The sequence below is a fragment of the Candidatus Corynebacterium faecigallinarum genome (genome assembly GCF_052264515.1).
In the GTDB taxonomy this organism is placed as follows: domain Bacteria; phylum Actinomycetota; class Actinomycetes; order Mycobacteriales; family Mycobacteriaceae; genus Corynebacterium; species Corynebacterium faecigallinarum.
Window position 1 is genome coordinate 1 of the sequence record NZ_JBQQOC010000090.1, and the last position, 555, is coordinate 555.

The window sequence follows — 555 nt, forward strand, 5'->3', positions numbered from 1 at the left end:
TTGCTCGATGTGATCCGCCACGCGGTCCGGTCGGCCATCGGCTCACCCACATCGCGTGCTTCGTCGGCGAGGAGGCGGTGCCCGAACTCGGGGTCATCCTTGTGGGCGTCGAACAGCGCGTTCGCGCGATACGCCTCGACCACCTCGTTCGGGGTGACGGGGTCAGCCAGCCACCGGTAGTAGGGCTGGCGGGAGAGCTTGAGCACCCGACACGTCACCGTCACAGGGATCCCTGCGGCGGCGAGCTCTGTCACGAGCGGGTAGAACCTTTTGACGGCAGGTTCGCCTGCGACAGATACGCCGCCGCACGCCGCAGCACCTCGTTCTCCTGCTCGAGGAGCCGGTTGCGCTTCTTCAGCTCGCGGATCTGCGCCGCCTCGGTCCGTGACTGGCCGGGCGTGGTGCCCTCGTCACTCTCGGCGCGGCGCATCCACTTCGTGAGCGTCATCGGGTGGACCCCGAAGTCTTTCGCGATCTGCTCGATCGTCACTCCGGGCTCACGGTTTCTCGCGACGCGCACGACATCGTCGCGGAACTCCTGGGGATAGGGCTTGG

1 protein-coding gene and 1 pseudogene are annotated in these 555 nt (G+C 67.2%); both read right to left on the minus strand.

The window, feature by feature from the left end; translation table 11 throughout:
* Window positions 1-254: pseudogene (locus ACTXPP_RS14175) on the minus strand (IS3 family transposase); the annotation flags it as partial.
* Window positions 251-555 (minus strand): transposase (locus tag ACTXPP_RS14180; RefSeq protein WP_443342769.1); only part of this gene is annotated, 305 nt, incomplete at its 5' end. The gene ACTXPP_RS14180 and the pseudogene ACTXPP_RS14175, both read right to left, overlap by 4 nt.